Source organism: Pseudomonas sp. 22189 (assembly GCF_052045635.1).
Classification (GTDB): Bacteria; Pseudomonadota; Gammaproteobacteria; order Pseudomonadales; family Pseudomonadaceae; genus Aquipseudomonas; species Aquipseudomonas parakoreensis.
This window is the reverse complement of record NZ_JBQEPG010000031.1, coordinates 25,847-50,833: the sequence shown is the minus strand read 5'-3', so window position 1 is coordinate 50,833 and position 24,987 is coordinate 25,847. Positions and strand designations below refer to the sequence as shown.

Sequence of the window (24,987 nt, the reverse complement as noted above, 5' to 3'; positions counted from 1 at the left end):
ACGTTTATGCCTTTCACCCTCAGCGGTTTTTGCGAGTACCGCGAAGAGATTCGCAAAAGCCGCTTCATCACCTTCGCCGCGCCGATCGCCAGCCCCGCCGACGCGCAGGCGTTCTTCGAACAGCACAGCGACCTGAATGCCTCGCATAACTGCTGGGCGTGGAAACTCGGGGCGCAATACCGCAGCAACGACGATGGCGAACCCGGCGGCACTGCCGGACGGCCGATTCTGGCAGCCATCGAGGCGCAGGATTGCGATCAGGTCGCGGTGCTGGTGATCCGCTGGTACGGCGGCATTCAACTGGGCACCGGCGGTTTGGCCCGGGCCTATGGCGGCGGCGCCAACAAGTGCCTGCAGAACGCGGAAAAAATCGAGTTGATCAGCCGTGTGCCGCTGCGCTGTGCCTGCGGCTTTGCCGAGCTGGCGCTGGTGAAGCTGCGGGTGGCGGACCTGGGTGGGTTGGTCGTCGAAGAAAACTTCACCGCCAATGGTGTTGAATTGCAGTTGGCGGTGGGTGAGGCGCAGATCGATTTGCTGCAAACGCAATTGGCGGATTTGAGCCGTGGGCGGATTGTGCTGCAGCGTTAGATGAGCAAAAGATCGCAGCCTTCGGCAGCTCCTGCACAGGACTTTGCGTTTCCCCTGTGGGAGCTGCCGAAGGCTGCGATCTTTTAGGGCATCGACGGATTTCTTTATTCCAGCAACTTGCCCACATCTGCTGTGCACCCGACTGTGGATAACCTGAGCACATCTGGCTGTAACCCTTCTGTCACGTGGCTTTGCGCGATTTGCTCACTTTTCGTCCACTCCACCTGAAAAAAGATTAATCCCGCGTAAAAACAAATAGTTAGCGCTGTTTATCACCAATGGAAGATAGCACCGCTGCGCTTATGCCAAGGATTCCCAATTGCACACAAATACTGTGGAGCAACCTGTGGATAACCCGTTCATGGCTGGCGCAGTCGCAGGGTCTGCATAGGCCCCACGCATTTGCTCGTTTTTTGATCAGTTGCCTACGGGCAAAACTGGAGCCTGATCAACGGCTTTGCTCTCAATTGGTGCCGCACCTCCCGAACATTTGCCCTTCGACGCTCTACGGCAGCCGTTGCCGTACGAGAGCCGCCAAGGTTCCTGACTCAATGGCCAGGAAATTGCTTTATCCACAGGCATAACTCCAAGCCAGTCGAGCCTGTCATGCCAAGCCCAGATTCAACACCGCGCCTGCAACTGCGCCAGATCAGCAAACGCTACCCCGGTTGTCTGGCCAATGACGCCATCGACCTGAGCATCGCGCCCGGAGAAATCCACGCCCTGCTCGGTGAGAACGGCGCGGGCAAAAGCACGCTGATGAAGATCATTTACGGCGTGACCCAGGCCGATGCCGGCGAAATGCTCTGGCAAGGTCAGCGGGTGAATATTCGTAATCCGGCGCAGGCCCGGCAGTTGGGGATCGGCATGGTGTTCCAGCATTTCTCGCTGTTCGAAACCCTCAGCGTCGCGCAGAACATTGCCTTGGCGATGGGCGCCAGGGCCGGCACGCCGAAACAACTGGAGCCGACAATTGCCGAAGTGTCGCGCCGCTACGGCATGGCGCTGGAGCCGGAGCGACTTGTCCACAGCCTGTCGATCGGCGAGCGGCAACGGGTGGAGATCATTCGTTGCCTGATGCAGGACATTCGCTTGCTGATTCTCGACGAGCCGACGTCGGTGCTGACGCCGCAAGAGGCCGAGGAATTGTTCATCACCCTGCGCCGTCTCGCCGCCGAGGGCTGCAGCATACTGTTTATCAGCCACAAACTCGCGGAAGTGCGCGCGCTGTGCCATAGCGCCACGGTTTTGCGCGGCGGGCGGGTCGCCGGGCATTGCGAGCCGGCCGAATGCTCGGATCAGCAGTTGGCGCAAATGATGGTCGGCGAAGCGGCGGCACTGATCGGCGAATATCCGAAGGTCAGCGGTGGCGCGGCGTACTTGCAGGTCAACGGCTTGAGCTGGCACAACCCCGATCCGTTCGGCTGCTCGTTGAGCGACATCAGCCTGCAAGTACGCAGCGGCGAAATCGTCGGTATCGCCGGGGTCGCGGGCAATGGCCAGGATGAATTGCTGGCGCTGCTCAGCGGTGAGCAAACCCTGTCCCGCGACAGCGCGACATCGATCTGTTTTGCCGGGCAAGCGGTCGCCGCTTTGCGCCCGGATGCGCGGCGCCAACTCGGACTGGCGTTCGTCCCGGCAGAACGCCTGGGCCATGGCGCGGTGCCGGAATTGAGCCTGGCCGACAACACCTTGCTCACGGCCTTTCAACAGGGGCTGGTGAGCAACGGTTTGATCGAGCGCAGTAAAGTCGAAGCCCTCGCCCAACAGATCATTCAGCGCTTCGGGGTGAAAACCCCGGGCACTCACGCGGCCGCGCGCAGCCTGTCCGGCGGCAATCTGCAGAAATTTATCCTCGGCCGGGAAATCCTCCAGCAACCGAAACTGCTGATCGCCGCGCACCCGACCTGGGGCGTGGACGTTGGCGCAGCGGCGACCATTCACCGCGCGCTGATTGCCCTGCGCGATGCCGGCGCGGCGATCCTGGTGATTTCCGAAGACCTCGACGAACTGTTCCAGATCAGCGACCGCCTCGGCGCCCTGTGCGCGGGGCGTCTGTCACCGCTGCGAAACACCACCGACACCCTGCTGAGTGACGTCGGCGGCTGGATGGCCGGGCAATTCAACGACGCGCCTTCATCGGCCACGCTTTGACGGAGTTTCCCCCTATGTTGCTTTCCCTCGAACCCCGTGGCCAGCAATCGCGCCTGATGCTGTGGTGCTCGCCGTTGCTGGCGGCGCTGCTGACATTGGGTTGCGGCTCGCTGCTGTTCATCGCTCTCGGCCATGACCCGCTGCAAACCCTGCACACGCTGTTGATCGCGCCGATCAGCGACCTGTATGGCGTCTCCGAATGGTTGGTCAAGGCGCTGCCGATTCTGCTTTGCGCACTCGGTCTGGCCGTGGCGTATCAAGCGCGAATCTGGAACATCGGCGCTGAAGGTCAGTTGCTGTTCGGCGCGCTCGCCGGCAGTGCGCTGGCGGTGAACATCATCGATATGCAAAGCCATTGGGCACTGGTGCTGATCCTGCTCACCGGCACTTTCGCCGGTGCCGCCTGGGCCGGGTTGACGGCGTGGTTGCGCACGCGCTTCAACGCCAACGAAATCCTCACCAGCATCATGCTCAACTACATCGCACTGAACCTGTTGCTGTTCTGCGTGCACGGGCCGCTGAAGGATCCGGCCGGCTACAACTTTCCCGAGTCGGCGATGTTCGGCGACGCCAGTCGCCTGCCGCTGCTGATGGAGGATGGTCGGGTGCATGCCGGGGTGTATTTCGCCTTGCTCGCGCTGGTCGCGGTGTGGGTGTTGTTGCAGAAAAGTTTCGTCGGTTTTCAGATCAAAGTGCTCGGTCTGGATAAACGTGCGGCGGGGTTTGTCGGTTTTCGCGAGAAACGCCTGATCTGGCTCGCGCTGTTGATCAGCGGCGGTTTGGCCGGGCTGGCCGGGGTCTGCGAAGTGACCGGGCCGATTGGGCAATTGGTGCCGCAAGTCTCGCCCGGCTATGGATATGCAGCAATCACCGTGGCGTTTCTCGGCCGGCTGAATCCGATCGGGATTCTGTTCTCAAGCCTGCTGATGGCGCTGCTGTACATCGGCGGCGAAAGCGCGCAGATGACCCTCAACCTGCCGCAAGCCATCACCCAATTGTTTCAGGGAATGATGCTGTTTTTCCTGCTGGCCTGCGACGTGCTGATTCTCTATCGGCCACGCCTGAAACTGCGCTGGGCACGGCGCACCTCGACCACCGCCGTAACCGCCGGAGCGCTGTGATGGATATCGATCTGCTGAGCAATATTTTCTACGCCATGGTGCGCTGCGGCACGCCACTGCTGTTGGTGGCACTGGGTGAGTTGATCTGCGAGAAGAGCGGCGTGCTCAATCTCGGCCAGGAAGGAATGATGCTGTTTGGCGCGGTGATCGGTTTTATCGTCGCCCTCAACAGCGGCAACCTGTGGCTCGGCGTGTTGTTGGCGATGCTTGCGGGGATGCTGCTGTCGTCACTGTTTGCCTTGGTGGCGCTGGTGTTCAATGCCAATCAGGTGGCGACCGGGCTGGCACTGACGATCTTCGGCGTGGGCCTGTCGACCTTCGTTGGCGCAGCATGGGTCGGCAAGCCACTGGCGGGATTCGAACCGTTGGCGATTCCGTACTTGAGTGAGATTCCGCTGATCGGCCGCATGCTGTTTGCCCAGGATCTGCTGGTGTATCTGTCATTCGCGCTGTTTGCGCTGGTGGCGTGGGTGATCATCAAAAGCCGTGTCGGCTTGATCATTCAGGCAGTCGGCGAGAACCCGGACGCGGCCAGTGCAATGGGCCTGCCGGTGCTGACCGTGCGCACCCTGGCGGTGCTGTTCGGCGGGGCGATGGCCGGTCTGGCCGGGGCGTATCTGTCGCTGGCTTACACGCCGATGTGGGCCGAGAACATGACCGCCGGACGCGGCTGGATCGCCTTGGCGCTGGTGGTGTTTGCCAGTTGGCGGGTGTGGCGGCTGTTGCTCGGGGCTTACCTGTTCGGACTCGCCAGCATCCTGCACCTGGTGGCGCAGGGGTTGGGGCTGGCGATTCCGTCGAGTCTGCTGGCGATGCTGCCGTATGTGGCGACGATTGTGGTGTTGGTGCTGTTGTCGCGCGATGCGGTGCGGACTCGGTTGTATGCGCCGGTGTCGTTGGGGCAGCCGTGGCAGGCCGGGCATTAAAGCGGTGATGTCACTGGCCTCATCGCTGGCAAGCCAGCTCCCACAGTGGCGGTGTTGTAGACATGATGTGCGAACATCGCTGAGCGGCCTGCGAATTTGAGAAGCAAGCATGCTAAAGCCTGGAGTATGCTCCGGGGTCAACAGCTCTTTTGAGAGCCGGTTCGATGTGCTGCGACGAGCGTTGCAACAACGACTCGGTCAGGCGTGTCCATTGAATCCGTGAACCGTAATATTCAAGGAACCCCGTCATGTCCCAGGCAAAAAACGCACTGATCATCGGCGCCTCCCGCGGCTTGGGCCTCGGGCTGGTGAAAACCCTGCTGGCCGACGGCTGGCAAGTGACCGCTACCGTGCGCAATCCGCAAAAGGCCGAGGCGCTGCAAGCGCTGGGCAAGGTGCGGATCGAAAAACTCGACATGGACGATCAACAAGCGGTGATCGCCCTGAGCCAACAGCTCAAGGGCGAGACTTTCGACCTGCTGTTCGTCAACGCCGGGGTCAAAGGTCCGGAGGTGCAAACCCCGGGCGGCGCGACCCTGGCCGAAGTCGGCCAGTTGTTCTTCACCAACGCCGTGGCGCCGATCAACCTGGCGCAGCGCTTCGTCGGGCAGATCCGCGACGGCAGCGGCGTGCTGGCGTTCATGAGTTCCGGTCTTGGCAGCGTGACCGTACCGGACGCGCCGGAGCTGGCGCTGTACAAGGCCAGCAAGGCCGCGCTGAACTCCATGACCAACAGTTTCGTCACGCAACTGGGCGAACAGAAACTGACCGTGCTGTCGCTGCACCCGGGCTGGGTGAAGACGGACATGGGCGGTGAAGGTGCTGACCTGGATGTCGAGACCAGCACCCGTGGGCTGATTGATCAGGTGAATGCGTATACCGGCAAGGGTGGGCATCATTTCATCAACTACAAGGGTGAAACCATTCCCTGGTAAACACTGAAAACCACCTGTAGGAGCTGCCGCAGGCTGCGATCTTTTGATTGTAAAAAACAAGATCAAAAGATCGCAGCCTTCGGCAGCGCCTACAGAGGGTGATGTGTTGGCTTGTCGGGTTGGGCTTGCCCGCTGTCGCGATTTGTTTGAAACTGCGCAGCTCGTCCAACGCGGCGACCCTGGATCAGCAGACAGGGCAACACTGAGCTGGCAACCCTGAACCCAACTTTCAGAGGAGCCGGCCACAATGCCTGCGACCCGTACCTGGTTAAAAAATCCCCTCGCCATTTTCACGGCCAATGCGCTTGATGCCCGTGGCGGTCTGGTGCTGCAAGACGGCGTGATCGTCGAAGTGCTGGCGGCCGGTCAGCAACCGTCCGCGCCGTGCAATGAAGTGTTCGATGCCCGCGAGCACGTGATCCTGCCGGGCCTGATCAACACCCATCACCATTTCTATCAAACCCTGACTCGCGCCTGGGCGCCGGTGGTCAATCAGCCGTTGTTCCCGTGGTTGAAAACCCTGTATCCGGTGTGGGCGCGGCTGACTCCGGAAAAACTCGCCCTCGCGACGAAAGTGGCTTTGGCTGAATTGCTGCTGTCGGGTTGCACCACCGCCGCCGATCATCATTACCTGTTCCCGGACGGCCTGGAAAACGCCATCGACGTGCAAGTCGACACCGTGCGTGAACTGGGCATGCGCGCCATGCTCACGCGCGGTTCGATGAGCCTCGGCGAGAAGGACGGCGGCCTGCCACCGCAGCAGACCGTGCAGGAAGGTCAGGTGATTCTCGACGACAGTCAGCGTCTGATTCACGAGTACCACGAGCGCGGCGACGGTGCACAAATCCAGATCGCTCTGGCGCCTTGCTCGCCCTTTTCGGTGACCCCGGAAATCATGTCGGCCAGCGCCGAACTGGCGAATAAACTCGACGTGCGTCTGCACACGCACTTGGCGGAAACCCTCGACGAAGAGGATTTCTGCCTGCAGCGTTTCGGCCTGCGCACCGTGGATTATCTGGACAGCGTCGGCTGGCTCGGCCCGCGCACCTGGCTGGCCCATGGCATCCACTTCAACCCGGATGAAATCGCTCGCCTCGGCCAGGCCGGCACCGGTATCTGCCATTGCCCGAGTTCGAACATGCGTCTGGCCTCCGGCATCTGCCCGAGCATCGATCTGACCGATGCCGGCGCGCTGTTCGGTCTCGGCGTGGATGGTTCGGCCTCGAACGACGCGTCGAACATGATCCTCGAAGCGCGGCAGGCGTTGTACATCCAGCGTCTGCGTTACGGCGCGGAGAAGATCACCCCGGAACGCGTGCTCGGCTGGGCAACCAAAGGCTCGGCGAGCCTGTTGGGGCGTACCGACATTGGTGAGCTGGCGGTGGGCAAGCAGGCGGACCTGGCGCTGTTCAAGCTCGATGAGCTGCGCTTCTCGGGCAGCCATGATCCGATTTCGGCGCTGTTGTTGTGCGGTGCCGATCGTGCCGATCGGGTGATGATTGGTGGCCAGTGGCGGGTGATTGATGGCCAGGTTGAAGGACTGGATCTGAAAGGCCTGATCGCCGATCACAGCCAGGCGGCTCGGCAGTTGATCGCCGGTACCTGATCCAATAAAGAACCCTGTAGGAGCTGCCGCAGGCTGCGATCTTTTGATTTTGAAAACAAGTCAAAAGATCGCAGCCTGCGGCAGCTCCTACACCGGATTTGTGGTGGGCTTAGAGACCCAACAGCGACAGCATGATAAACGTCGCAAACAGCACAAAGTGCGTCATACCCTCAATCGCATTGGTCTCGCCGTCATTCAGGTTGATCGCACTGACGATCAGCGTGATGAAGATCATCACTGTCTGCACCGGGGTCATCGCCATCTGAAACGGCTGACCGGTGTACAGCGCCATCGCTTCCATCACCGGCACGGTCAGAATCACCGTCGACAGTGACGCGCCCATCGCAATGTTCACCACCGATTGCATGCGGTTGGCCAACGCGGCACGCAACGCTGTCAGAATCTCCGGCGCCGCGGAAATCGCCGCCACCAGAATCGCCGTGATCACCGGCGGCGCGCCCGTGCCTTCCAGGCCCAGATCGAGGGTCTTGGACATCACTTCGGCCAGTGCGCCGATCACCACCACCCCAAACACCAGAATGCCGATCGACCACGCCAGGCTCAGCGGTTTCGGTTCATTTTCCACCGGTTCTTTCTTGCGGCGTTTATCCGGGTAGCTGTAGCTGAAAAAGTAACTGTGCGGCCCGACCTGCATGCGCAGGAACAATGCGTAAAGCACCACCATCGCACCGATGGTGAACGCTGAATAAACCTTCCAGTTGGCCGCCGGAATAAACTCCGGCACCACCATCGATACGCCCATGGCGGTGAGGATCATCACGCTGTAGCTGCGTGCCGAATCATCGTTGTACGACTGCTCGCCGTGCTTGAGCCCGCCCATCAACGCGGCGAGGCCGAGGATGCCGTTGATGTCGAGCATCACCGCCGAATAGATCGTGTCCCGCACCAGTGTGGCCGAGGCTTCGTTGCTCATCATGATTGCCAGGATCACCACTTCCACCAGCACCGCAGCGAGGGTCAGGATCATCGTGCCGTAAGGATCGCCGACTTTTTCTGCGAGCAGTTCGGCCTGATGGGCGACGCGCATCGAGGCGGCGACGATGAAGCCGATCAGCACCAGACCGCAGATCAGCGCGACGACCTGCCCGCTGTGGAGCATCCAGTGTTCCAGCGGGTAGGCGATGCACGCGGCGATCACCGCCAGCAGCAGAAAGCTTTCTTGCTTGAGGATCGTGAGCATGACGGGCCTTTTTGCCGAGAGGTTCGAATGAGCTACTGACTGCGGCGCGGCGCTAACGTTTCGTTACACCTTAGCGCACCAGCCGACAGCGTGAATCCACTGACTTGCACTGCGTTGGTTCCGGCGCTGAAAAGATCGCAGCCTGCGGCAGCTCCTACAGGTTGCGCATTCCCCTGTAGGAGCTGCCGAAGGCTGCGATCTTTTTGTTTGTTGTCCTGTTGGTCAGCAATTTGCATTGCCCCTGACCACACACAACAAAATGGAGCTCCAATTCATGCAAATACGTCCGCTGCACAAACTGCTGTGCGCCGCCATCGGTCTGGGGATCAGCCTGAGCGCCAGCGCTGCCGATCCGCTGAAGGTCGGTTTCGTCTACATCGGCCCGATCGGCGACCACGGCTGGACGTATCAGCATGAACAGGGGCGCAAGGCGCTGGCAGAGAAATTCGGCCCGCAGATCAGCACCAATTACGTCGAGAACGTGGCCGAGGGCGCCGACGCCGAGCGGGTGATCCGCAACATGGCCAAGGACAACTACGACCTGATCTTCACCACCTCCTTCGGCTACATGAACCCGACGCTGAAAGTCGCCAAACAGTTTCCCAAGGTGACCTTCGAACACGCCACCGGCTACAAGCAGGACAAGAACCTCGGCACCTATCTCGCGCGCACCTACGAGGGTCGTTATGTCGGCGGCTTCCTCGCAGCGAAGATGACCAAGACCAAGAAGATCGGCTACGTCGCCTCGTTCCCGATTCCGGAAGTGATCCGCGACATCAACGCCATCCAGCTGGCGCTGAACAAATACAACCCCGGCACCGAGATCAAAGTGGTGTGGGTCAACTCGTGGTTCGACCCGGGCAAGGAAGCCGACGCCGCCAACGCGCTGATCGATCAGGGCGTGGACGTGGTGTTCCAGCACACCGACAGCCCGGCGCCGATCCAGGCCGCCGAACGCCGTGGCGTGTACGCCGTGGGTTACGCCTCGGACATGGCGCACTTCGGCCCGAAAGCGGTGCTGACTTCGATCGTCAACGACTGGGCACCGCACTACATTCAGGCCACGCAAAGCGTGATCGACCACAGCTGGAAATCCCAGGACTACTGGGGTGGTTTGAAAGAAGGTACGGTTGAACTGCCGATCAGCGACCTGGTGCCGGCACCGGTGAAAGCCGAGGCCGAGCAGATCATTGCCGACATCAAGAGCGGTAAGTTGCAACCGTTCACCGGGCCGATCAAGGATCAGGCCGGCGTGGAGAAAATCCCTGCTGGGGTGAGCGCAACCAATGCCGAATTGGCGTCGATGAACTATTACGTGGAAGGGATGAAGGCCGAGATGCCGAAGTAAACCTTCGATTCACCACACAAAACCCGGTGGGAGCGAGCCTGCTCGCGAAAGCGGTGTGTCATTAAACAAAAATGTTGTCTGGCACCCCCTCTTCGCGAGCAGGCTCGCTCCCACATTGGAAACACAGCGTATTCAAGGATTGTGTATGGATCAGCTTCCGGTCATCGACATCAGCCCGCTCTATTCCACCGACCAAAACGCCTGGCCCGCCGTCGCCGCGCAGATCGACCAGGCCTGCCGCGAATGGGGCTTTTTCTACATCAAGGGCCACCCGATTTCCGCGCAGCGCATCGACTCGCTGCTCGACCACGCCCAGCGTTTTTTTGCGCAACCGGCAGAAGAAAAACTGCGGATCGACATCACCCGGACCCGCCACCATCGCGGCTACGGCGCCATCGCCACCGAACAGCTCGACCCGGACAAACCCAGCGACCTCAAGGAAACCTTCGACATGGGCCTGCACCTGCCGGCGGATCATCCCGAGGTGCTCGCGAATAAACCCTTGCGCGGGCCGAATCGCCATCCACCGATCGCCGGTTGGGAACCGCTGATGGAGCAGCACTACCTCGACATGCAGGCGCTCGCGCAAACCCTGCTGCGGGCGATGACGATTGCGCTGGGGATCGAACGCGACTTCTTCGATTCGCGCTTCGTTGAGCCGGTCAGCGTACTGCGGATGATCCACTACCCACCACGCCACACCGCCAGCAGCGCCGCACAGCAAGGCGCCGGAGCGCACACCGATTACGGCTGCATCACCCTGCTCTACCAGGACAGCGCCGGCGGCCTGCAAGTGAAGAACATCAACGGTGAATGGATCGACGCGCCACCGATTGACGGCACCTTCGTGGTCAACCTCGGCGACATGATGGCACGCTGGAGCAACGACCGTTATCGCTCGACGCCGCACCGGGTCATCAGTCCGCTGGGAGTGGATCGCTATTCGATGCCGTTCTTCGCCGAGCCGCACCCGGACACACGTATCGAATGCCTGCCCGGTTGCCAGGACGCACAGCATCCGGCGAAATATCCGACCACCACCTGCGCCGAATTCCTGCTGTCGCGCTTCGCCGATACCTACGCCTATCGGCGCGAGCCGCAAGCGGTGTGATGGATCGCTTGGTCAGGTTTTGCCAATTGTTTCGGCGCGCATCTGTAGAATGGCCGCCATCTGCACCTGATGAGAAAAGAATATGTACGATTGGCTCAACGCCCTGCCCAAGGCCGAACTGCACCTGCATCTGGAAGGCTCGCTGGAGCCTGAGTTGCTGTTCGCCCTGGCCGAACGCAACAAGATCGCCCTGCCGTGGAGCGATGTCGAAACCCTGCGCAAGGCCTACGCCTTCAACAACCTGCAGGAATTCCTCGACCTGTATTACCAGGGCGCCGATGTGCTGCGCACCTCGCAGGACTTCTACGACCTGACCTGGGCCTACCTGCTGCGCTGCAAAGCGCAGAACGTGATTCACACCGAACCATTCTTCGACCCGCAGACCCACACCGACCGTGGCATCCCGTTCGAAGTGGTGCTCAACGGCATCGCCGCGGCACTCAAGGATGGCGAGCAGCAACTGGGCATCACCAGCGGTTTGATCCTGAGCTTCCTGCGCCACCTGAGCGAAGACGAAGCACAGAAAACCCTCGATCAGGCGCTGCCGTTCCGTGATGCGTTTGTCGCCGTCGGCCTCGACAGCTCCGAGATGGGTCACCCGCCAAGCAAGTTCCAGCGTGTGTTCGACCGCGCCCGCCACGAGGGTTTCCTGACAGTCGCCCACGCCGGTGAAGAAGGCCCGCCGGAGTACATCTGGGAAGCCATCGACCTGCTGAAGATCCAGCGCATCGACCATGGCGTACGCGCCATCGAAGACGAGCGCCTGATGCAGCGGATCATCGACGAGCAGATCCCGTTGACTGTGTGCCCGCTGTCGAACACCAAGCTCTGCGTGTTCGATCACATGTCGCAGCACAACATCCTCGACATGCTCGAGCGTGGGGTGAAGGTCACCGTCAACTCCGATGACCCGGCGTATTTCGGCGGCTACGTCACCGAGAACTTCCACGCGCTGCACGAACACCTGGGCATGACCCAGGATCAGGCCAAGCGCCTGGCGCAGAACAGCCTGGATGCGCGTCTGGTAAAACCGTAAAAACGCTGAAGTTCCAATGTGGGAGCGAGCCTGCTCGCGAAGGCTTCGTGTCAGTCACAGTTTGAGTTGTCTGACACACGCCTTTCGCGAGCAGGCTCGCTCCCACATTTACACCGGTGTCGACTCTGTAAGCTCTTCCAGCGTCTTGCCCCGCGTCTCCATTCCGAACAGCCACACCACCCCCGCCGCAATCGCAAAGCACAGCGCCCCCAGTGCAAACACTCCGCCCTGCCCGGTAATCGGGAACACCAATCCGGTCACCAACGGCCCGAGCAGCGAACCGACACGCCCAATCGCCGAGGCAAAGCCCGAACCTGTGGCGCGCGCCGAAGTCGGGTACAACTCCGGCGTATAGGTGTAAAGCACCGCCCACATGCCGAACAGGAAAAACTGCATCAACAATCCCGAGCCGATCAGCAGCGCGACATTGCCCCCAAACACCGCACTCTGGCCGTAGATGAACGCCATCACCCCGCCGCCCAGCAGCGTGACGATACACACCGGTTTACGCCCCCAGCGTTCCACCAGCCACGCCGCCATCAGAAACCCGGGAATCCCGCCCAGAGAAATCAGCACGGTGTAATACACCGACTGGGTCACGGCGAAACCCGACTGCTGCAACAAGGCACTGAGCCACGACGTCAGCCCGTAAAAACCGAGCAAGGCGAAAAACCACAGGCTCCAGATCATCGTCGTGCGCTGGCGGTATTGCGGCGACCAGATCTGCTGCAGAGCCGAGAAGAAGTTGCCCGGCGGCGTCACTGTCCTTGGCAGGCGCACCGGCTCCGGCAGCGTCGCCCCCCCGAGCGACGTGCGCACGCGCGTCTCTATTGCGCTCAGAACCTTGTCCGCCGCCTCATGGCGTCCGGCTTGCTCCAGCCAGCGCGGTGATTCGGGGATAAAGAAACGGATCGCCAGCACAAACACCGCCGGTACCGCCAACACCAGGAAGATGTCGCGCCAGCCAATCAATGGCAGCAGGAAGTAAGACAGTACGCCGGCAGCGACAAAACCCAATGGCCAGAAACCGTCCATCAACGCGATGTAGCGACCGCGCCGTTGCGCCGGGATCAGCTCCGAGAGCATCGACTGCGCAATGGGAAACTCCATGCCCATGCCGATCCCCAGCAGGATCCGGAACAGCGTCAGGCTCTCGACCGTTTGCGCGGTCGAACACAGGTAACTGGCCACGCCCCACAACACGATGCTCCACTGAAACACCGGTTTGCGTCCGAAGCGGTCGGCGAGCATGCCCGACAGCGATGCCCCCAGCACCATCCCAAAAAAACTCGAACTGGCGAGCAGGCCGGCTTGTGCACTGCTCAGGCCAAACTCGCTTTTGATCGAGCCGAGCAGGAACGTCATCATGGCCAGATCCATGGAATCGAAAAAGAACGCCAAGGCGATGATGATGAAAATGACCCGGTGATAACCGCTGAGCGGCAGCCGTTCCAGGCGTTCTGCCGCGCTGAAGTTTCGCGTATCCATACCTCATCCCCCATCCACGAAGTGTGCGGACCGAGTGTGCGCGATAACGCCTCAACGCTTTTTCTGGATACGACCTGTTCGCAGTCACAGACGACGCAAGCCCCGAAGTGTTGACCGGCGAATGCTCTATTACGCCAGTTCCAGCTCGACTTCCTTAGCGAAACAGTGGATTTCCCGCTGTCCGGCCGGCGTGACTTGCAATGCGCGAGAATCCTTGGGCAGCACCAGCCAGCCGGACTGCATGAACAATTGCAGCAACGCGGCGCCCAGTGAACCGCCCAGATGCGGACGGCGTTCGCTCCAGTCCGGACAGGCACACGCCACCTGGGCCTTGCGATGAGCCAGGGCCTGAATGAACACCCCGCGATTCGCCAACTGCGTCGAGCCTTTGAGCGTCACCACGACCCGCTGCTCGATCTGTTCGATCCAACCGGCATCAAGCAAACGCTGGTACAGATCGGCGGCCAGCGTGCCGCCCAAATGATCATCGCAAAAGCGCGCACGCAGCAGCGAGGACGGTGCGGTTCGTGGATTGTTGATCGGCGTCGAGCGTTTGAATACGTGAGGGACGTCCCGCGGCGCACTGGCAATCGTGGCACTGGCCAGGGCTTCAATGGCGGCTGCGATTTCCGGAGCCGCCAGACGGAAGAAACGCTTGCGTCCACGGACCTCGACTTTCAACAGGCCACCCGCGGACAAACGCCCCAGATGCGCACTGGCCGACGACGGCGACAGCCCTGCCAGCAGCGCCAGCTCCTCGGTCTGGCGGGCCGAGCCATCCATCAACGCCCACATCATCGCGCTGCGCTTGGGGTCGGCCAGCAGCGTGGCGATCTGGCTGATGCAAGGTGCATGTTCCATGTATTCACTCCCTGTTGAATCGTATCGTCTACTGCTCGAAGACATCTTGACCAGTAATGTGTCGTCGGCCAAGACGGGTAAAACGCCATGAGCCGGTGCAAGCCAGGTCAGCACTGCCACACCCGTCGATGGCGTGTTCACAGCGTTTGTATGGCGCAGGCACGGCCCTGGAAAAACCGGCCTGATTCTGCCCTGGCCAGTTGTCGGTGCAGGTTTGAGGCGGTCGCTAGTATAAGCGGGATGCACGCTGCTTCCTGCGCCGTGGCTGACGCGAATGGTGATAGTTCCTGAGTGAAATTTCGCTAATTGCCTGCGACTAATGATCAAGTTTCGGGAAATTGGGAAATTGACTACTCAATTCGACGCATCGGCTGGCGAGCATTTCCCTTAAAAGGTTTACCGGCTTACTCAATTGCGCGCGATGGGCGCACAACAGATTCAGCGGAGCACGCTCGCAGAGAAGCTCCGGCAGCAACACTTTGAGGCGTCCGGCGAGGACATCGGTGCCGACATCGAGCCACGATTTATAAGCAATGCCCGCCCCCGCCACCGCCCACAACCGTACGACGTCGGCGTCATCACTGAAGCGATCACCACTGACCGTCAGACCGACTTCGCGCTTGCCGTCATGAAAACTCCAATGGTCATGCACGCGGCTGCCGAGCATGTACAGCAGGCAATTGTGCTGCGCCAATTGTTCGAGCTGACGCGGCTCGCCGTGGCGCGCCAGGTAGGCCGGCGAGGCGCAGAGCACGCGGCGATTGTCCGGGGCGATGGGCAGGGCCACCAGGCTCGAATCTTCCGGTTCGCCATAGCGCAGGGCGATGTCCACTGGCTGGCGGAACAGGTCGGCGATACGGTCACCGAGCAACAGGCGCACGGTCAGCTTCGGGTGCTCGCGCTGAAACTCGTCGAGCCACGGCAACAGCAGGTTACGCCCGAAATCCGAAGGCGCCGATAACTGCAGGATGCCGCTGACCTGATCCTGCGCGCTGGAGAGAAAGCGCCGGCCCTCGTCCAGCGAACCGAGCGCGGCCCGGGCATATTCGAGAAAGCCTTCGCCCTCGGCGGTCAGGCGCAGGCTGCGGGTCGAACGCGCCAGCAAGCGCACGCCCAGTTGCTGTTCGATACGCTTGAGCGCGGCGCTGGCCACCGCGGCAGACATGTCCATCACCCGCGCGGCTGCCGACAGACTGCCCAGGTCCGCAGCGCGAACGAACAACTGTAAATCGTCGAAACGCAGCATTCTCAGCCTCGATTATCAAAATAAAATTGAAAGAGACTGCTCTTTTAGCCGGTTTTATCGCGCCGAGAAATAGCCAATGATTGGCCCAAGCCCATTTATCCCGCGACTGGAGCCAAACATGTCCCAAGCATTCACCGCCATCGCCACCCTGATCGCTAAACCCGGTCAGCAGGACACCCTCGAAAACGCCCTGCGCGCACTGGTTGAGCCGAGCCGCGCCGAGGAAGGCTGCGGCCAGTACGACCTGCACCGCGACCTCGCCGACCCGCTGACTTTCTATGTGATCGAACACTGGGCCAGCGAAGAAATCCTCCAGGCGCACAACGCCAGCGCGCACTTCCAGAATTTCCAGACCACAGCCGGCCACTGTATCGAACACTTCCAATTGAAACGCCTGGGCAGCATCGCCTGAGCCCTTCTTCTATTACCGCTACGGAGCAAGTCATGAAAGCCATCGCCTATTACGCTTCCCTGCCGATCAGCGACGAAAAATCCCTGCAAGACATCGAACTGCCGGAGCCGGTCGCCGGCCCGCGCGACCTGTTGGTGGAAGTCAAAGCCATCTCGGTCAACCCGGTCGACACCAAGGTGCGGCAGAACGTGGCGCCGGAAAACGGCGCGGCAAAAGTGCTGGGCTGGGACGTCGCCGGCGTGGTCAAAGCCGTCGGCAGTGAAGTGACGCTGTTCAAGGCCGGCGACAAGGTGTTCTACGCCGGCTCCATCGCCCGTGCCGGTGGCAACAGCGAACTGCACGTGGTGGATGAGCGGATTGTCGGCCACATGCCCAAGTCCCTGGGTTTCGCCGAAGCCGCTGCCCTGCCGCTGACCGCGATCACCGCGTGGGAATTGCTGTTCGAACGCCTGCAGATCCGTGAGGGCAAGACCGATGAAGGTCAAAGCCTGCTAATCGTCGGCGCCGCTGGCGGTGTCGGTTCGATCCTCACCCAACTGGCCCGCCAGTTGACCGGCCTGAAGGTGATCGGCACTGCGTCCCGTGCACAGACTCGCGACTGGGTGACTGAGTTGGGCGCCGATCTGGTGATCGATCACAGCCAGCCGTTGAGCGAAGAGCTAAAGCGCGCCGGCATCGATCACGTGACCCACGTCGCCAGCCTGACCCAGACCGATCTGCACCTCGATCAACTGGTCGAGGCCTTGGCGCCGCAAGGCAAACTGGCGCTGATCGACGATCCTAAGTCACTGGACGTGAGCAAACTCAAGCGCAAGAGCCTGTCGCTGCACTGGGAATTCATGTACACCCGCTCGCTGTTCGAAACCCCGGACATGATCGAGCAGCACAAACTGCTCAACCGCGTGGCCGAGCTGATTGATGCGGGGACTTTGAAAACTACGGTGGGCGAGCATTTCGGCACGATCAATGCGGCGAACCTGCGACGCGCGCACGAGTTGCTGGAAAGCGGCAAAGCCAAGGGCAAAATTGTTTTAGAAAGTTTCTGAGAATCCGACGGCCGCAATCAGCGCCAGACCCGTCAAGGGCTGGCGCTGTTTTTTGCCGTCAGTCAGATGCTTCTCCGTTGTCACAAATGCGATCGTATTCAGGTCTACAATCGAAACCTCTGCGATGCATCTTTTACACAAGGGAGGTCAGCAATGAAGATCCTGATAAAAGAAGTGGCAAAGTCTCAATGGCAAGTTCGTCTGGACCAGCACGCCGTGACCTTTCGCAGTGAAGCCGAGGCGCTCGCCTTCACCCGCACCCTCGAAGCGCGCCTGCACGCGCCCCATCAGATTCCCCAGCCCGGACAACAACGCGCCGTCGGCTGAAGTTCAGGCTTCGGCCTGTGCTTGCGCCAGTGCCCGGGCATTCTGCAAACGCCGGGTGTACATCGCAATGCTCACCACCAGCAGTCCGCACAGGCTGATGACCATGGCCATCGGCATGGCGCTGCCGTCGTGCAGGACACCCACCAGCGAGGCCGCGCCGGAGGCCACGCTGAATTGCAGGCAGCCCATCAGCGCCGAGGCACTCCCGGCACGCGCGCCCTGGCCGTTCATCGCGCATGCCGCAGCATTGGGCAGGATGCAGCCGAGGCTGGCAATGCACACGAACAACGGAATCAACAGCGGCCACAATGCTTCGGTGTGCATCGCGCTGACCGCGAGCAGCGAAACGCCGGCCAACAGGTATACCCACACCGCTCGCGCCAGCAGGAAGGACGGACCGCGCTTGGCCAACAGCCGCGCGTTGACCTGAGCCACCAGAATGAAACCCGCTGCATTGGTGCCGAACAGCCAGCCGAAATGCTCGGCGGGTACGCCGTACAGTTTGATGAAGACAAATGGTGAGCCGGCGATATAGGAAAACATCCCGGCGACCGCGATACCGCCGGTCAGTGCGTGGCCGAGAAACACCCGGTCGCCGAACAACCGGCCGTATTGACGCAACGCACCGGACAGCGGCTGGCGCGGCACGTAGGCCGGCAGGCTTTCCGGTAACCCCAGCGCCACAGCGAGGCCGGCCAGTGCACTAAAGCCGGTCAGCACAAGGAAGATCGACTGCCAACCCGTGGTGTTGACCAGCAGACCGCCGAGCAATGGTGCGAGGATTGGCGCCAAACCCATCACCAGCATCAACTGCGAGAAGACTTTCGCCGATCCGACGGCATCGCATTTGTCGCTGACCACCGCCCGGGAAATCACCATCCCCGCGCAGCCGCCCAAGGCCTGGACGAAGCGGGCCCCGATCAGCCATTGCAGATTCGGCGCATAGGCGCAGGCCAACGAGGCCAGCGTGAACAGGCCGACACCGACCAGCAGCGGCAGGCGCCGACCAAACCGGTCGGCCACCGGGCCATACAACAACTGCCCGATCGACAGACCGGCGAAATACGCTGCCAGTGTCAGCTGGACGTGCTTTTCATCGGTGCCAAAGGCCAGCGCCATTGACGGGAACGCCGGCAGATAGAAGTCGATCGCCAGCGGACCGAAGGCGCTCAAGGCACCGAGAATCAGAATGGTACGGAAGTTCATCAGGCATCCAGGTTGGATTGGAGTCGGCAGCCCGACAGTCTAGCCGCGCAAAGACACCTTGAACATTCCGATAGCTCGCTAACTATTAAAAAGTCAGACGAACTGCCCTGTGGAGTTTTCCTGCAAAAATCAAAAGATCGCAGCCTGCGGCAGCTCCTACATTGGAATGCGTTTCCTGTAGGAGCTGCCGAAGGCTGCGATCTTTTGGCTTTTGATCATCCGGCGAGTTTTACCGGGTAGCCCTCTTCGCTGATGACCTCGATCACCTGCTCAGGGCTGAGCGAGCTTTCGACGCCGACTTCTTTGGCTGCCAGATCGACCCGCACGCTGGCCGCCGGATCTTTCGCCTGCACGGCGTTGGTGATGGCTTTGACACAGTGGCCGCAGGACATGCCTTGAACGCTGAACACTTGCATGGAGGGACTCCTTTGAGTGAGGTTGCCGGCAGTGTCGAGCTTGCCACCATGGCAAGGTCAAGTTCTGCGTAAAACTGCCGGGCTGGCAATCGGCGCTGCGCTCAGCCAAGCTGCGTGCATCAATGACTCAAATTCAGGAGATTCAGCCATGCGCTGGTCAGCTTTCAGCCTGTTTGGCTTGCTCAGCCTCTTTGCCGCCCTGCCTCAGGCCAATGCGACCGGCGAGGACTATGCGGTTCTGATCATCTCGCGCGAGCGCCTGGAAGTGCCGACTTCCTGCGAGATTGGCGTGTACGTCAATGATCAACTCGCTGGGCGTCTGCTGCAGGAACAGACGACTTCCTTTAACCTGCCCCACGGCACGCTGTCCATTCGTCTGAAACAATTGCCTGGCCAGGTGCCGGGTTGCCAGGCAGGCATGCTCGCGCCGCCCGCGCAGCAGATCTCGCTCAAGGCCGGCGATGTGCTCAAGTACCGGATCGCGGCCAACGCCAAAGGGCTGTACCTGCGACCTGCCGCCCTCGAATATTGAGTCAACGAAAAAGATCGCAGCCTTCGGCAGCTCCTGCATTGGAATGCAATCCACCTGTAGGAGCTGCCGAAGGCTGCGATCTTTTGCTTTTCAGATTGGCGCTTGACCTTGCCCGCATGGCAAGGTTGATCCTTGTAGACATCTTCTACAGGGAGTAAGACCGATGTCCGATTCCATCACTTTCGATCTGCCGATTGCCGGCATGACCTGCGCCAGTTGCGCCGGGCGTGTCGAGCGGGCGTTGCGCAACGTCAGCGGCGCCAGTGGCGTCAGCGTCAATCTCGCCACCGAACAGGCCCGCGTCCAGGCACCCGGTGACCGCTTGCCGGCGTTGATGGAGGCGGTTGAACGCGCCGGTTACAGCGTCCCACAACAAACCGTGGAACTGAGCATCGACGGCATGACCTGCGCCTCGTGCGTCGGTCGCGTCGAGCGCGCCCTGAACAAAGTCCCCGGGGTGAGGAGCGTCAGCGTCAACCTCGCCAACGAACGCGCCCACCTCGAATTGCTCGGTCAGACCGATCCGCAATTGCTGCTCGACGCCGTGAGCAAGGCCGGTTACTCGGCCAGCGTCTGGCAAGCCGAACATCCTGCAACTGATAACCAGCAACAGCGCCTGCAACATGAACGCTGGGCGCTGATCTGCGCCATCGTTCTGGCCTTGCCGCTGGTGCTGCCGATGCTGCTGCAACCATTCGGCATTCACTGGATGCTCCCGGCCTGGGCGCAATTTGCCCTTGCCACGCCGGTGCAATTCATTTTCGGCGCGCGATTTTATGTGGCCGCGTGGAAAGCCGTGCGCGCCGGCGCCGGCAACATGGACTTGCTGGTCGCCCTCGGCACCAGCGCCGGTTATGGCCTGAGCCTGTACGAATGGGCCACCGCCGCCGGGCGCATGCCGCATCTGTATTTCGAAGCCTCAGCCGTGGTGATCGCCCTGGTGCTGCTCGGCAAATATCTGGAAAGCCGCGCCAAGCGCCAGACCGCCAGCGCCATCCGTGCCCTCGAAGCCTTGCGCCCGGAACGGGCGATTCAAGTCATCGACGGTCGCGAGCAAGACGTCGCGATCAGCGCCCTGCGCCTCAACGATCTTGTTCTGGTCAAACCCGGCGAACGCTTCCCGGTGGACGGTGAAGTGCTGGAAGGCCAGAGCCACGCTGACGAAGCGCTGATCAGCGGCGAGAGCCTGCCAGTGCCAAAACAGCCGGGCGACCAGGTCACCGGCGGTGCGATCAACGGCGAAGGTCGCCTGCTGGTGCGCACCACCGCCCTCGGCGCGGAAAGCGTGCTGGCGCGGATCATTCGGCTGGTGGAAGACGCCCAGGCAGCGAAAGCGCCGATCCAGAAACTGGTGGATAAAGTCAGCCAGGTGTTCGTGCCCACCGTGTTGCTGATTGCCCTCGTCACGTTGATTGGCTGGTGGCTGTACGGCGCGCCTATGGAAACCGCGTTGATCAACGCCGTCGCGGTGCTGGTGATCGCTTGTCCGTGTGCCCTCGGCCTCGCCACGCCGACAGCGATCATGGCCGGCACCGGTGTGGCTGCGCGTCACGGCATTCTGATCAAGGACGCCGAAGCGCTGGAGCGAGCCCATGAGGTCGACAACGTGGTCTTCGACAAGACCGGCACACTGACTTCCGGCACGCCGCGCATCGCCCATTTCAGTGCGCTGGATGGCGATGAAAATACCCTGCTGACACTGGCCGGCGCCCTGCAGCGCGGCAGCGAGCATCCGCTGGCCAAAGCTGTGCTGGACGCTGCTGCCGAGCGCGAGCTGCCGGTGCCGGACGTCAGCGACAGTCAGTCCCTGACCGGACGCGGTATCGCTGGCACGCTTGATGGTCGGCGCCTGGCGCTGGGCAATCGGCGCTTGCTGGAAGAAAGTGGCCTGAGCGCGGGCAATCTCGCCGAGTCCGCCAAGGCTTGGGAAAGCCAAGGCCGAACCCTGTCGTGGCTGATCGAGCAAAGCCCGAAACCGCGTGTACTCGGCTTGTTCGCCTTCGGCGACACGCTCAAGCCCGGCGCACTGCAAGCCGTGCAGCAACTGGCCGCCGGAGGTATCCACAGCCATTTGCTGACCGGCGACAACCGTGGCAGTGCGCGCGTGGTGGCCGAGGCGCTGGGCATTGAAAACGTTCACGCCGAAGTGCTGCCCGCCGACAAGGCCGCCACCGTCGCCGAGCTGAAAAAAGCCGGGGTGGTGGCGATGGTCGGTGATGGCATCAACGACGCCCCGGCATTGGCCGCAGCGGATATCGGTATCGCCATGGGCGGCGGCACCGATGTGGCCATGCACGCGGCCGGCATTACCTTGATGCGCGGCGATCCACGACTGGTGCCCGCCGCGCTGGAGATCAGCCGCAAGACCTACGCGAAGATCCGCCAGAATCTGTTCTGGGCCTTCGTCTACAACCTGATCGGCATTCCGCTGGCGGCGTTCGGTTTTCTCAACCCGGTGCTGGCCGGCGCGGCAATGGCACTGTCGAGCGTCAGCGTGGTGAGCAATGCGCTACTGTTGAAAACCTGGAAACCGAAGGATCTGGAGGAGCACCGATGAACATCGGCCAAGCGGCCCGGCACAGTGGCCTGAGCGCAAAGATGATCCGCTATTACGAGTCGATCGGCCTGCTCAAGGCTGCCCATCGCACCGACAGCGGCTACCGTGTCTACAGCGATGATGACCTGCACACGCTGGCGTTCATCAAGCGTTCGCGGGACCTGGGATTTTCTCTGGAAGAAGTCGGCAAGCTGCTGACCCTGTGGCAGGATCGCCAGCGCGCCAGCGCCGATGTGAAAGCCCTGGCACGGCAGCATATTGACGAGCTGAACCAGAAGATCCGCGAACTCGGCGAGCTGCGCGACACCCTGCAGGACCTGGTCGAGCACTGTAATGGCGACCATCGCCCCGACTGCCCGATCCTCAAGGAACTGGCGTCGGGCTGCTGCGCGCAACCCGCCCGCGCCTGAGCGCCAACAGCTTAACGGTCAACAACGTACCGAGCGGGATGCCGTGGAACAGCAGCACCACGGCACCCGGCGTCCACCAGCCGTAGAACGGCGCGGCGATCAACATGCCGACACCGAACCCGGTCATTTGCAGCAAGGTCAGGAAGCTGAAAACCGGCAAGCGCAAATGCTCCGGTTCGCGTTGCAGGCGCGACATCAGGCCGACCTCGGAAATGCCGTCCCCCAACCCCGCCGGCAGGGAAAACAGCAGCAGACCGAGAAGGCTGTGCTGCTGGAACATCAGGATAAAACCGCAGGACATCAACGCCACGCCGAAGAAATACCGTCGCTCCAGCTCACGGTTATCAGAACCTTTGAGGCGACTGGCAATCCGCGCACCCAGCAGTTTGCCGCTGGCCCACACCGCCAGCATCAGGCCCAGAGTGGTGCTGGCCGAATCGGGCGTCAGCAGTTTGGAGATGATCGGAAAGCCGACATTGTGCGCGGCGCTGCCCAAGGTGTCGGCCATGGTCACGGCGAGCATCGCCGCAATCACCGGAGCGCTGCGCAGGCCTTGTTTCAGGGCTGACCATTCGCTGCGTTCGTTGGTCGATTGTTCGCAGACGTCTGCAGCGGCGAAGCGCAACGGCGCAATCAACAGCGCCGCCAGCACATAGGTCAATGCGTTTAGCGCAAACACCGTTTCGAAACCGAATGCCGCCACCAGCAAGCCGGACACCAGGCTGCCACCGACCATTGCCGCCGATGAAGCCGAGGTGATCCAGGCATTGGTTTTCAGTAGCTGCGCGGCTTCGATCAGCCTCGGCAATTGACTGTTGAGGCCGATGGCGAACATCGAGTTGCCAAAGCCCAAACCGAAGGCAATCACCGGCAACAGCAACGCCTGCTGGCTCCCCGGCAGGATCAACAGCAGACCCAGCAACACCGCGCGCAGCAGATCGAAGGCAATCAACGGCATCCGGCCGCTCCAGCGCCGGTAAAAGCGAGTGCCAATCAGGCTGGCAAAAATCCCCCCGCCGACACGACTGGCGAGAAACACCCCGACGCTCATGGCGCTGTTGCTCAGCAGGTAAACGTAAGTCGCCAGCGCGACCATGTTGAGGAAAGCGCCGAAGTCGGAGATCAGCCGGGCGCTGATGATGAGGCGGGCGTTCACATTCAGTCCTTGAGTGTGCGAGGGCTGACAAGATTCCCACATAAAGTCCATAGACACCACCGGCCCCTGTGGGAGCTGGCTTGCCAGCGAAGAGGCCGGTACATCCGATAAAATTTTTCAGCTGAACCTCCACTATCGCTGGCAAGCCAGCTCCCACAGTGAGGTGTGGTGAAGGAACATGCGGGCACAAAAAAACCCGGCCGAAGCCGGGTTTCTGTTCAAGCGCTTACTGCATCCACGGTGGCGGCGGTGGTTCGTCGGACTTGCCTTTGGGCGCATCGTCGGCGGCACGGATCGCCTGCTTGCGCTCTTCATCCAGACGCGCCGCTTCGATCTCGCGCAACACTCCGCCAACGTCGGCCAGGTCCTCAGGATCGTCGAACTCGCCGGTCAGCACACTGTTCGGGTGCAAGGTGCCGGCTTCGTACAGCGCCCACATTTCTTTCGCGTAACGGGTTTTCTTCAGCTCCGGGGCAAAGCGCCCGAAGTACGAAGCCATGTTGCCCACATCACGCTCCAGCATGCTGAACGCGTGGTTGTTACCGGCGGCATCCACTGCCTGCGGCAGGTCGATGATCACAGGACCTGTCGGGGTCAGCAGCACGTTGAACTCCGAGAGGTCACCGTGCACCAGACCGGTACACAACATCAACACGATCTGCGAGATCAGGAACGCGTGATATTCGCGGGCCTGATCCGGCTCCAGCACCACGTCGTTCAGACGCGGCGCGGCATCACCGTATTCGTCGGCCACCAGCTCCATCAGCAGCACGCCATCGAGAAAATCATACGGCTTGGGCACTCGCACGCCAGCTCCTGCCAAGCGGAACAGCGCCGCGACTTCGGCGTTCTGCCAGGCGTCCTCGGTCTCCTTGCGACCGAATTTCGAACCCTTGGCCATCGCCCGCGCCTGCCGGCTGTTACGCACCTTGCGCCCTTCCTGATACTCGGCTGCCTGGCGGAAACTGCGTTTGTTCGCCTCCTTGTAGACCTTCGCGCAACGTAACTGGTTACCGCAGCGCACCACATAAACAGCTGCTTCTTTACCACTCATGAGTGGGCGCAGCACTTCGTCGACCAGACCGTCTTCGATCAGGGGTTCAATGCGTTTTGGAGTCTTCATCAGCTTTTATTGTGGGTCCTTTATTACCAAACACGCGAATGTCACTCGTTATACGGCAATCCTCGCGCTACGGGGAGGGGTTGCCGACCTGTGAACCCTGTGGATGCACACACTGTGCCGAAATAATCGACCGCTGCCGATCATAGCCGAGCCCACCGGACTTGTAGTGATCGGGCGTCGA

At 61.3% G+C, this 24,987-nt stretch carries 23 protein-coding genes; 15 read left to right on the top strand and 8 right to left on the bottom strand.

Annotated features, from left to right (window positions below; genetic code table 11):
• Positions 1-6: 6 nt before the first annotated feature.
• The 6 genes from ACTJKS_RS24640 to ACTJKS_RS24615 all read left to right on the top strand — a co-directional run bounded on the left by ACTJKS_RS24640 (position 7) and on the right by ACTJKS_RS24615 (position 7,330).
• On the top strand, positions 7-588 hold the full coding sequence (locus ACTJKS_RS24640; protein WP_108181600.1) for an IMPACT family protein: 582 nt from the start codon (positions 7-9) through the stop codon (positions 586-588).
• A gap of 606 nt (positions 589-1,194) precedes the next feature.
• Complete coding sequence (locus ACTJKS_RS24635; protein ID WP_108181599.1) at positions 1,195-2,742, top strand: ABC transporter ATP-binding protein; 1,548 nt, start codon at positions 1,195-1,197, stop codon at positions 2,740-2,742.
• Positions 2,743-2,756: 14 nt separating this feature from the next.
• On the top strand, positions 2,757-3,863 hold the full coding sequence (locus ACTJKS_RS24630; RefSeq protein ID WP_041067939.1) for an ABC transporter permease: 1,107 nt from the start codon (positions 2,757-2,759) through the stop codon (positions 3,861-3,863).
• Positions 3,863-4,789, top strand: coding sequence for an ABC transporter permease (locus ACTJKS_RS24625; RefSeq protein ID WP_003221385.1), 927 nt, complete (start codon positions 3,863-3,865; stop codon positions 4,787-4,789). The genes ACTJKS_RS24630 and ACTJKS_RS24625 overlap by 1 nt, the downstream gene beginning before the upstream one ends.
• Before the next feature lie 248 nt (positions 4,790-5,037).
• On the top strand, positions 5,038-5,724 hold the full coding sequence (locus ACTJKS_RS24620) for an SDR family oxidoreductase (RefSeq protein WP_095138233.1): 687 nt from the start codon (positions 5,038-5,040) through the stop codon (positions 5,722-5,724).
• Positions 5,725-5,971: 247 nt separating this feature from the next.
• Positions 5,972-7,330, top strand: a complete 1,359-nt coding sequence (locus ACTJKS_RS24615) for an 8-oxoguanine deaminase (protein ID WP_108181598.1) — start codon at positions 5,972-5,974, stop codon at positions 7,328-7,330.
• A 109-nt stretch (positions 7,331-7,439) separates the two neighbouring features.
• On the opposite strand, the gene ACTJKS_RS24610 is transcribed toward ACTJKS_RS24615, so the two are convergent.
• Positions 7,440-8,531, bottom strand: a complete 1,092-nt coding sequence (locus tag ACTJKS_RS24610) for a calcium:proton antiporter (protein ID WP_108181597.1) — start codon at positions 8,529-8,531, stop codon at positions 7,440-7,442.
• A 274-nt stretch (positions 8,532-8,805) separates the two neighbouring features.
• Here ACTJKS_RS24610 and ACTJKS_RS24605 point away from each other — a divergent pair, with 274 nt between their 5' ends.
• The 3 genes from ACTJKS_RS24605 to ACTJKS_RS24595 all read left to right on the top strand — a co-directional run bounded on the left by ACTJKS_RS24605 (position 8,806) and on the right by ACTJKS_RS24595 (position 12,026).
• Complete coding sequence (locus tag ACTJKS_RS24605; RefSeq protein WP_108181596.1) at positions 8,806-9,879, top strand: BMP family ABC transporter substrate-binding protein; 1,074 nt, start codon at positions 8,806-8,808, stop codon at positions 9,877-9,879.
• Positions 9,880-10,024: 145 nt separating this feature from the next.
• On the top strand, positions 10,025-10,990 hold the full coding sequence (locus tag ACTJKS_RS24600) for a 2-oxoglutarate and iron-dependent oxygenase domain-containing protein (protein ID WP_108181595.1): 966 nt from the start codon (positions 10,025-10,027) through the stop codon (positions 10,988-10,990).
• Positions 10,991-11,072: 82 nt separating this feature from the next.
• Entirely contained in the window at positions 11,073-12,026 is a 954-nt protein-coding gene (locus ACTJKS_RS24595) for an adenosine deaminase (RefSeq protein ID WP_003221371.1), read from the top strand.
• 108 nt (positions 12,027-12,134) lie between these two features.
• Here ACTJKS_RS24595 and ACTJKS_RS24590 read toward each other — a convergent pair whose 3' ends face one another.
• From ACTJKS_RS24590 to ACTJKS_RS24580, 3 genes are all read right to left on the bottom strand, one after another.
• A complete protein-coding gene (locus ACTJKS_RS24590; RefSeq protein ID WP_108181594.1) occupies positions 12,135-13,514 on the bottom strand; it encodes an MFS transporter in 1,380 nt (459 codons plus the stop codon).
• A gap of 129 nt (positions 13,515-13,643) precedes the next feature.
• On the bottom strand, positions 13,644-14,375 hold the full coding sequence (locus tag ACTJKS_RS24585; protein WP_041067961.1) for an ArsR/SmtB family transcription factor: 732 nt from the start codon (positions 14,373-14,375) through the stop codon (positions 13,644-13,646).
• 316 nt (positions 14,376-14,691) lie between these two features.
• Complete coding sequence (locus tag ACTJKS_RS24580; RefSeq protein ID WP_086794394.1) at positions 14,692-15,621, bottom strand: LysR family transcriptional regulator; 930 nt, start codon at positions 15,619-15,621, stop codon at positions 14,692-14,694.
• Between the two features lie 118 nt (positions 15,622-15,739).
• On the opposite strand from ACTJKS_RS24580, the gene ACTJKS_RS24575 reads away from it, so the two are divergent.
• From ACTJKS_RS24575 to ACTJKS_RS24565, 3 genes are all read left to right on the top strand, one after another.
• Entirely contained in the window at positions 15,740-16,033 is a 294-nt protein-coding gene (locus tag ACTJKS_RS24575) for a putative quinol monooxygenase (RefSeq protein WP_041067967.1), read from the top strand.
• A 32-nt stretch (positions 16,034-16,065) separates the two neighbouring features.
• Entirely contained in the window at positions 16,066-17,079 is a 1,014-nt protein-coding gene (locus tag ACTJKS_RS24570) for a zinc-binding alcohol dehydrogenase family protein (protein ID WP_047291086.1), read from the top strand.
• Positions 17,080-17,232: 153 nt separating this feature from the next.
• On the top strand, positions 17,233-17,406 hold the full coding sequence (locus ACTJKS_RS24565; protein WP_169842458.1) for a hypothetical protein: 174 nt from the start codon (positions 17,233-17,235) through the stop codon (positions 17,404-17,406).
• Positions 17,407-17,409: 3 nt separating this feature from the next.
• On the opposite strand, the gene ACTJKS_RS24560 is transcribed toward ACTJKS_RS24565, so the two are convergent.
• Positions 17,410-18,612, bottom strand: coding sequence for a multidrug effflux MFS transporter (locus tag ACTJKS_RS24560; RefSeq protein ID WP_041067973.1), 1,203 nt, complete (start codon positions 18,610-18,612; stop codon positions 17,410-17,412).
• Positions 18,613-18,827: 215 nt separating this feature from the next.
• A complete protein-coding gene (locus ACTJKS_RS24555) occupies positions 18,828-19,028 on the bottom strand; it encodes a heavy-metal-associated domain-containing protein (protein ID WP_047291084.1) in 201 nt (66 codons plus the stop codon).
• Positions 19,029-19,176: 148 nt separating this feature from the next.
• Between ACTJKS_RS24555 and ACTJKS_RS24550 the strand changes: the two genes are divergently transcribed.
• The 3 genes from ACTJKS_RS24550 to cueR all read left to right on the top strand — a co-directional run bounded on the left by ACTJKS_RS24550 (position 19,177) and on the right by cueR (position 22,527).
• Positions 19,177-19,560 (top strand): hypothetical protein, encoded by a 384-nt coding sequence (locus ACTJKS_RS24550; RefSeq protein ID WP_041067979.1) that lies wholly within the window; start codon positions 19,177-19,179, stop codon positions 19,558-19,560.
• 163 nt (positions 19,561-19,723) lie between these two features.
• Positions 19,724-22,117, top strand: a complete 2,394-nt coding sequence (locus ACTJKS_RS24545) for a heavy metal translocating P-type ATPase (RefSeq protein WP_108181593.1) — start codon at positions 19,724-19,726, stop codon at positions 22,115-22,117.
• Positions 22,114-22,527 (top strand): Cu(I)-responsive transcriptional regulator, encoded by a 414-nt coding sequence (cueR, locus tag ACTJKS_RS24540; protein WP_007962968.1) that lies wholly within the window; start codon positions 22,114-22,116, stop codon positions 22,525-22,527. The genes ACTJKS_RS24545 and cueR overlap by 4 nt, the downstream gene beginning before the upstream one ends.
• On the opposite strand, the gene ACTJKS_RS24535 is transcribed toward cueR, so the two are convergent.
• The gene (locus tag ACTJKS_RS24535) at positions 22,481-23,725 is read right to left on the bottom strand and encodes an MFS transporter (protein WP_108184360.1); all 1,245 of its coding nucleotides are present in this window, start codon (positions 23,723-23,725) and stop codon (positions 22,481-22,483) included. The two genes, cueR and ACTJKS_RS24535, sit on opposite strands and share 47 nt — an antisense overlap.
• Before the next feature lie 184 nt (positions 23,726-23,909).
• The gene (locus tag ACTJKS_RS24530; RefSeq protein ID WP_041067990.1) at positions 23,910-24,806 is read right to left on the bottom strand and encodes a PA4780 family RIO1-like protein kinase; all 897 of its coding nucleotides are present in this window, start codon (positions 24,804-24,806) and stop codon (positions 23,910-23,912) included.
• Between the last annotated feature and the right edge of the window lie 181 nt (positions 24,807-24,987).